This window comes from Streptomyces sp. NPDC005408 (genome assembly GCF_040606445.1).
Taxonomy (GTDB): domain Bacteria; phylum Actinomycetota; class Actinomycetes; order Streptomycetales; family Streptomycetaceae; genus Streptomyces.
Window position 1 is genome coordinate 1 of the sequence record NZ_JBEXEX010000112.1, and the last position, 6,599, is coordinate 6,599.

7 protein-coding genes and 5 tRNA genes are annotated in these 6,599 nt (G+C 71.0%); 7 read left to right on the top strand and 5 right to left on the bottom strand.

Going from position 1 to position 6,599, the window contains the following annotated elements:
• Positions 1 to 124: 124 nt before the first annotated feature.
• From ABZS64_RS38850 to ABZS64_RS38865, 4 genes are all read left to right on the top strand, one after another.
• Positions 125 to 1,090, top strand: coding sequence for an aminoglycoside phosphotransferase family protein (locus ABZS64_RS38850; protein WP_355839871.1), 966 nt, complete (start codon positions 125 to 127; stop codon positions 1,088 to 1,090).
• Positions 1,091 to 1,159: 69 nt separating this feature from the next.
• Complete coding sequence (locus tag ABZS64_RS38855; RefSeq protein ID WP_142216086.1) at positions 1,160 to 1,438, top strand: zf-TFIIB domain-containing protein; 279 nt, start codon at positions 1,160 to 1,162, stop codon at positions 1,436 to 1,438.
• A 135-nt stretch (positions 1,439 to 1,573) separates the two neighbouring features.
• Positions 1,574 to 2,935 carry an OFA family MFS transporter gene (locus ABZS64_RS38860; RefSeq protein WP_355839874.1) on the top strand — a complete coding sequence of 454 codons (1,362 nt, stop codon included), beginning with the start codon at positions 1,574 to 1,576 and terminating at the stop codon, positions 2,933 to 2,935.
• Positions 2,910 to 3,032: a hypothetical protein gene (locus ABZS64_RS38865; protein ID WP_355839876.1), complete on the top strand. Its 123-nt coding sequence runs from the start codon at positions 2,910 to 2,912 to the stop codon at positions 3,030 to 3,032. The genes ABZS64_RS38860 and ABZS64_RS38865 overlap by 26 nt, the downstream gene beginning before the upstream one ends.
• 59 nt (positions 3,033 to 3,091) lie before the next feature.
• Here ABZS64_RS38865 and ABZS64_RS38870 read toward each other — a convergent pair.
• From ABZS64_RS38870 to ABZS64_RS38890, 5 genes are all read right to left on the bottom strand, one after another.
• Positions 3,092 to 3,166 (bottom strand) — tRNA-Val (locus ABZS64_RS38870).
• A 42-nt stretch (positions 3,167 to 3,208) separates the two neighbouring features.
• A tRNA-Val gene (locus tag ABZS64_RS38875) sits at positions 3,209 to 3,280 on the bottom strand.
• A 20-nt stretch (positions 3,281 to 3,300) separates the two neighbouring features.
• Positions 3,301 to 3,372 (bottom strand) — tRNA-Val (locus ABZS64_RS38880).
• 1 nt (position 3,373) lies between these two features.
• A tRNA-Cys gene (locus ABZS64_RS38885) sits at positions 3,374 to 3,447 on the bottom strand.
• Between the two features lie 33 nt (positions 3,448 to 3,480).
• Positions 3,481 to 3,553: transfer RNA gene (locus ABZS64_RS38890), tRNA-Gly, on the bottom strand.
• Positions 3,554 to 3,698: 145 nt separating this feature from the next.
• Here ABZS64_RS38890 and ABZS64_RS38895 point away from each other — a divergent pair.
• Genes ABZS64_RS38895 through ABZS64_RS38905 form a run of 3 tightly spaced genes read left to right on the top strand, consistent with a single transcriptional unit; the run spans position 3,699 to position 6,466 of the window.
• The gene (locus ABZS64_RS38895; RefSeq protein ID WP_355839878.1) at positions 3,699 to 4,757 is read left to right on the top strand and encodes a chorismate-binding protein; all 1,059 of its coding nucleotides are present in this window, start codon (positions 3,699 to 3,701) and stop codon (positions 4,755 to 4,757) included.
• Positions 4,754 to 5,584, top strand: coding sequence for an aminodeoxychorismate lyase (locus ABZS64_RS38900; RefSeq protein WP_355839880.1), 831 nt, complete (start codon positions 4,754 to 4,756; stop codon positions 5,582 to 5,584). The genes ABZS64_RS38895 and ABZS64_RS38900 overlap by 4 nt, the downstream gene beginning before the upstream one ends.
• A 42-nt stretch (positions 5,585 to 5,626) precedes the next feature.
• Positions 5,627 to 6,466: a GNAT family N-acetyltransferase gene (locus ABZS64_RS38905; RefSeq protein WP_355839882.1), complete on the top strand. Its 840-nt coding sequence runs from the start codon at positions 5,627 to 5,629 to the stop codon at positions 6,464 to 6,466.
• Positions 6,467 to 6,599 lie beyond the last annotated feature (133 nt).

A 6,599-nucleotide genomic window follows, 5' to 3' on the forward strand; every position in this document is an offset into this window, starting at 1 on the left:
GGGGGGGCGGGGGCCCCCCCCCCCCCCCCACCCCCTCCCCCTCGGGGTTTCGGGAAGGGGCGGGGTGGGGGAAACCACCGCCGCGTAGGCTCCCCGCCAGAGAAACCGCAGCCCGGGGGAGACCGTGACCGCAGACGTCGTCCGCACGCTCGCCGGCGTCGCACGCGACGCCGCGCATCTCGTCGCGCCCAGGCAGACCTGCCGCGCCTGCGGGCGGGACGAGGCCGTGCTCGCCGAGCGGGACGACGGCGCCGTCGTACGGCACGGGGAAGCCGTCGCCAAGGCGCACGCCCCCGGCACCGACCCCGAGGGCCATCGCGCCCGCCTCGCCGTCGCCGCCCACCCCCGCCTCACCGGCATCCTCCTGCCCCCCGTCCCGCTCCCCGCCGGGGACGTCGGCGGCAGACCCGTCACGGCCTGGCCGTACGGCCTCCCTGTGGACCCCGCCGATCCCGACGCCGCCCCCTGGGAGGAAGCCGCCGTCCTGCTGGCCCGGCTTCACGGTGTCGGGCCCGCCGGGCTCCCCGGCCCCCTCCCGCCCATGCGCGGCCCCGCCAAGGCCGCCCTGGCCGTTGCGCGGATGCGTGCGGCGACGGGGGCCCACCCCGCGGCCGCCACCGTCCAGCGGGCCTGGGCGCGCCTGCCCGCCTGGGCCCGCGACGAAGGACCCTCGCCCCGCGCCGGCACGCTCTGCCACGGCGACCTCCATCTCGGCCAGCTCGTCCGCCACCCCGCCCCCGCCGGCCCCTGGCTGCTCATCGACGTCGACGACCTCGGCCTCGGGGACCCCTCCTGGGATCTGGCCCGGCCCGCCGCCTGGTACGCCGCGGGCCTGCTGCCCCCGGAGATCTGGCTGCGTTTCCTCGGGGCGTACACGGCCGCACAAGGGCCCGCGGTCACCGGCGACGCCGACCCCTGGCCCCAACTCGACGTCCCCGCCCGCGCCCTGACCGTCCAGACCGCCGCCCTCGCCCTCGCGAAATCCGCCGCAGAACACCGCGAACCGGACGATGTCGAGCAGGTCATGATCGATGCCTGTGCCCGAATTGCCGACCTCCCGCCCGAGTTGGAGTTCGAGCCTCCGTCGTAGGCTGAACCTCCCGTCACCGGGCATGCATCCCGGCGACGTCGACCGAACGGCGAGGAGCTGAGCAGAATCATGCAGTGTCCCAAGTGCCATGCAGCGATGCACACGTACAACCGCAATGGCGTCCAGATCGAGCAGTGCAGCGGCTGCCGGGGGATATTCCTCGACTACGGCGAGCTGGAGTCCCTGACCCGCCTGGAGTCGCAGTGGACGCAGGCCCCGCCCGCGCCGCCGGCCCCGCAGGCCTACCCGGCCGCCCCCGCGCCCGCCTGGGGCGCCCCGCACCACGGCGGACACCACGGCGGCCACTACCGCCAGAAGAGCTTCGGCCGGATGCTGTTCTCCTCCTGAACCACCTCGTGAACCTGCTCGGGCCCGGGAGGACAACTCCCGGGCCCGCATTGCATACCGTCAACTTGCATACCGTCGACGGGATTCGGCCCGTCATCTAGTCATGTGCATGGCCGATGTCTATGGTTCGGAACCATGACCTTCCTCGACAGGTCCCGCACCGTCGCACCCCCCGGCTGGAGCCGCTGGCTCGTCCCGCCCGCCGCGCTCTCGGTCCACCTCTCCATCGGACAGGCCTACGCCTGGAGCGTGTTCAAGCCCCCGCTCGAGTCCTCGCTGGGCCTCTCCGGTACCGCCAGCGCCCTCCCCTTCCAGCTGGGCATCGTCATGCTCGGCCTCTCCGCGGCCTTCGGCGGCACCCTCGTCGAACGCAACGGCCCGCGCTGGGCCATGTTCGTCTCCCTCGTCTGCTTCTCCTCCGGCTTCCTGGTCGCCGCCCTCGGCGCCGCCACCCGCCAGTACTGGCTCGTCGTACTCGGCTACGGCTTCATCGGCGGCATCGGCCTCGGCATCGGCTACATCTCCCCGGTCTCCACGCTCATCAAGTGGTTCCCCGACCGCCCCGGCATGGCCACCGGCATTGCCATCATGGGCTTCGGCGGCGGCGCGCTGATCGCGTCCCCCTGGTCGACCCAGATGCTGGAGTCCTTCGGTACGGACAGCTCCGGCATCGCCACCGCCTTCCTGGTCCACGGGCTGGCGTACGCCGTCTTCATGTCCCTCGGCGTCGCCCTCGTACGCGTACCGCCCGAGGGCTGGAAGCCCGCCGGATGGCAGCCGAAGCAGCAGACCCGCGCCCTGATCACCACCGCCCATGTCTCCGCCCACAGCGCCCTGCGCACCCCGCAGTTCTGGTGCCTGTGGGTCGTCCTCTGCATGAACGTGACCGCGGGCATCGGCATCCTGGAGAAGGCCGCCCCCATGATCACGGACTTCTTCGCGGACACCTCCGCCGCCGTGACGGCCTCCGCCGCGGCGGGCTTCGTCGCCCTGCTCTCCCTCGCGAACATGACCGGCCGCATCCTGTGGTCGTCCACCTCGGACCTGATCGGCCGCAAGAACATCTACCGCGTCTATCTCGGCGTCGGCGCGCTGATGTACTTCGCGATCGTCCAGCTCGGCAATGACTCCAAGCCGCTGTTCGTCGTCTGCGCGCTGGTGATCCTGTCCTTCTACGGAGGCGGATTCGCGACGATCCCCGCCTATCTGAAGGACCTCTTCGGGACCTACCAGGTCGGCGCCATCCATGGCCGGCTGCTCACCGCCTGGTCCACCGCCGGCGTCCTCGGGCCGCTGATCGTCAACTGGGTCGCTGACGCCCAGGAATCGGCCGGCCGCACCGGACCGAGCCTCTACACCGCCTCGCTCTACATCATGATCGGGCTGCTGGCGGTGGGCTTCGTCGCCAACGAACTCGTACGTCCCGTCCATCCCCGTTTCCACGAGCCGCAGCAGACGGAGGAGAAGCCCCATGAGCAGCAGCACCAGGAGTCGTAGGGCGCTCGGCGTCGCGGTCTGGCTCTGGGTGGCCGTGCCCTTCGCCTACGGCCTGTACGAGCTGATCCACAAGGCCACCCAGCTCTTCACGGGCTGACGGGACAGGCCCAGGTGACGACAGAACCCCCGGCCGTCGAGACGGCCGGGGGTTCTGGCTGGTGCGCGATACTGGGATTGAACCAGTGACCTCTTCCGTGTCAGGGAAGCGCTCTCCCGCTGAGCTAATCGCGCGGGACGATCTTGAGTTGTACTGCGATCTTGCGTGGTACTGCGTGCGCGATACTGGGATTGAACCAGTGACCTCTTCCGTGTCAGGGAAGCGCTCTCCCGCTGAGCTAATCGCGCGCGAATCCTCGCGGATCCAGTGGACGATACTGGGATTGAACCAGTGACCTCTTCCGTGTCAGGGAAGCGCTCTCCCGCTGAGCTAATCGTCCTTGGAGGTGGAGACGGGATTTGAACCCGTGTAGACGGCTTTGCAGGCCGTTGCCTCGCCTCTCGGCCACTCCACCCGGAGTGCAGGGGTTCGGGAAGATCCCCCATCGAGCGGACGACGAGATTCGAACTCGCGACCCTCACCTTGGCAAGGTGATGCTCTACCAACTGAGCCACGTCCGCTTGTCGTTTCCGTTCGGCTTGCGCGTCCCGGCGACGTGTTGAACTCTAGCGGATTCCTGGGCCAGCACAAAAACGCGTTTCCGCAGCGTGCTGAGGTGTGTTCACGCCGCAGCGGCCCATCGGCGCCCGCCATAGACTCACAGACGTGCACGACCTTGCTCCTTTGGCCCGCTTCGGCCACCTCCTCGCCACGAACCTCCGTGATGTCACCAGTGACCCGGAGGCACTCGGCTCCGCCGGCTTCTGGGCGGTCGCCGCGGACTTCGAGGGCCGTCTGACCTGCGCCCGCTTCGACGATGTGCGTACGGAGCCGGTGCCCGAGCCCGTGCCGGGGCGCTGGCGCGGACCCGCTGCCGGCGACTGGATCTCCTCGCTCGACCGGCAGGAGTACACCGCCGGTGTACGCCGCATCCGCGAACACATTGCGGCGGGCGAGGTCTACCAGGCGAACCTCTGCCGAATTCTCTCCGCGCCCCTGCCCGACCCGGACGCCGCGGACGTCGACGCGCTGACCGCGCTGCTGGCACGCGGCAACCCCGCCCCGTACGCCGGAACGATTCGGCTGCCCGCTCACGGCGTCGAGATCGCCACCGCGTCCCCCGAGCTCTATCTCAGGCGCAACGGGCACATCGTCGAGTCCGGACCGATCAAGGGCACCGGCCGCACCGCCGAGGACCTCCAGGACAAGGACCGCGCCGAGAACGTGATGATCGTGGACCTGGTCCGCAACGATCTGGGGCGGGTCTGCGCCACGGGCACGGTCACCGTTCCCGCGCTGTGTGCGGTGGAGCCCCACCCCGGCCTGGTGCACCTCGTCTCGACCGTCCGCGGCGAGCTGGGGCCCAAGGCGGGCTGGCAGGAGCTGCTCGCGGCCACCTTCCCGCCCGGCTCGGTGACCGGTGCGCCCAAGTCCAGTGCGCTGAAGATCATCGATGCCCTGGAGACGGCACCACGCGGCCCGTACTGCGGGGGCATCGGCTGGGTCGACGCCGACCGCGGCACCGGCGAGCTCGCCGTCGGCATACGCACCTTCTGGATCGACCGCGACCAGCCGGCGGGGCCGGTGCTCCGCTTCGGCACCGGCGCCGGGATCACCTGGGGCTCCGACCCCGAGCGCGAGTGGGACGAGACCGTACTGAAGGCGTCCCGGCTGCTCGCGGTAGCGTCGGGGGTGTACGCGGCAAGCGGAAGGACAGCTGGATGAAGCTCTGGGTCAATGGCGGACTCACGGATGCCGAGGACGCCCGGGTGTCCGTGTTCGATCACGGTCTGACCGTGGGCGACGGCATCTTCGAGACGGTCAAGGCGGTGCACGGGCAGCCCTTCGCCCTCACCAGGCACCTCGACCGGCTGACCCGCTCGGCCCGCGGCCTTGGCCTGCCGGACCCGGACCTGGACGAGGTGCGGCGCGCCTGTGCGGCCGTACTGGAAGCCAATCCCATGGAGCTCGGGCGGCTGCGCATCACGTACACCGGCGGCCCGTCGCCGCTCGGCTCGGACCGCGGCACCGAAGGACCGACGCTGGTCGTGGCGCTCGGCGAGAGCAAGCGCCGCCCCGACACCACCGCGGTGATCACGGTCCCCTGGACCCGCAATGAGCGCGGCGCCCTGACCGGGCTGAAGACGACGTCGTACGGCGAGAACGTCGTCGCACTCGCCAGGGCGAGCGAGCAGGGCGCGTCCGAGGCGCTCTTCGCCAACACCGTCGGACAGCTCTGCGAGGGCACCGGCTCCAATGTCTTCGTCGTCATCGACGGCGAGCTGCACACCCCGCCCGTCTCCTCCGGCTGCCTGGCGGGCATCACCCGCGCGCTGACCGTGGAGTGGACCGGCGCCAAGGAGACAGTCCTGCCCTTCGACGTGCTCGAGCGGGCCGAGGAGATCTTCCTGACCTCGACCCTGCGCGACGTACAGGCGGTCCGGCGCGTGGACGGGCGCGAGCTCGCAGATGTGCCAGGGCCGGTGACTGCCAAGGCGATGCGGATCTTCGAGGAGCGGGCGGCCGCGGACCAGGATCCGAAGGCTCGGTAAAAGCCCGTGACGGGCGGCCGCCGGGCAGGTAGAACACCCCTGATGACCACCACCCTGCGGCCGACCGGGCCGCTTCAGCGCGAGGCGGACGGCGCGCAGTCACGCGTCTACGAGGTCTGCGTGAACAGCCGTCCCGTCGGCCGGATCGAGATCGCCACGTTTCCCGACCTCAGCGCCACCGCGGGCACGATCCGCTCGCTGAGCATCGACGAGGCGGACCGGCGGCGCGGGCGCGGTACCGTCGCCGCGCTCGCCGCCGAGGAGGTGCTGCGCGGCTGGCGCTGCACGCAGGTGCAGGTCTCCGTACCGCCGGGAGCCGCCGCCGCCACGCGGCTCGCGACCGCACTCGGTTACGTCGAGCGCGGCCGCAACATGCTCAAGGACCTGCCCGACGGGCCCCCCGCGCTGCCGGCGAGTGTCGAGGGCCGCCCGATGAGCGAGGCGGAGTTCGTGCAGTGGCGTGCCAGGGCCGTCGAGAGCTACGCGCAGAACTGGATCGACAGGGGGGTCCCGGCCGACGAGGCGCACGCCAAGTCGGAGACCCAGCATCGCGCGCTCCTGCCCGACGGCCTCGCCAGTCCCGGCATCCGGATCGAAGTCCTGGTTCACGAGGGCGCGGTCGTGGGCCATGTGCTCGTCGGCCCGCGCGAGGTGCGCCCCGGTGAGCAGGGTGCGTACGTGTACGACGTCGAGGTCGTCGAGGGACAGCGCGGCCGCGGTCACGGCCGGTCCCTGATGCTGCTCGCCGAGCGCGTGGCGCTGGACGCCGGGCTGCCGCTGCTCGGACTGCATGTCTTCGCGGACAACACCCCGGCGCTCAGGCTCTACGAGTCGCTCGGCTACGAGACGACCCACGTCAACAGCTTCAAGCCGCTGCTCTAGGCCACATCCACCGGACAGGGCCTAGGTCAGGCCTAGGTCCTGTCCGGCCGATCTTGCCGGGCTCGCGTGCCCTGGCACGCACTCCCCCGTAGCCCTTCGGGCACGGGAGGTGCCCCCACGCTGCGTTGTCGTC

Bases quoted from the DNA above. Each gene is read 5' to 3' on its own strand.
- ABZS64_RS38905 (WP_355839882.1), top strand. From the start codon at position 5,627: ATGACCACCACCCTGCGGCCGACCGGGCCGCTTCAGCGCGAGGCGGAC.
- ABZS64_RS38855 (WP_142216086.1), top strand. From the start codon at position 1,160: ATGCAGTGTCCCAAGTGCCATGCAGCGATGCACACGTACAACCGCAAT.
- ABZS64_RS38900 (WP_355839880.1), top strand. From the start codon at position 4,754: ATGAAGCTCTGGGTCAATGGCGGACTCACGGATGCCGAGGACGCCCGG.
- ABZS64_RS38865 (WP_355839876.1), top strand. From the start codon at position 2,910: ATGAGCAGCAGCACCAGGAGTCGTAGGGCGCTCGGCGTCGCGGTCTGG.
- ABZS64_RS38860 (WP_355839874.1), top strand. From the start codon at position 1,574: ATGACCTTCCTCGACAGGTCCCGCACCGTCGCACCCCCCGGCTGGAGC.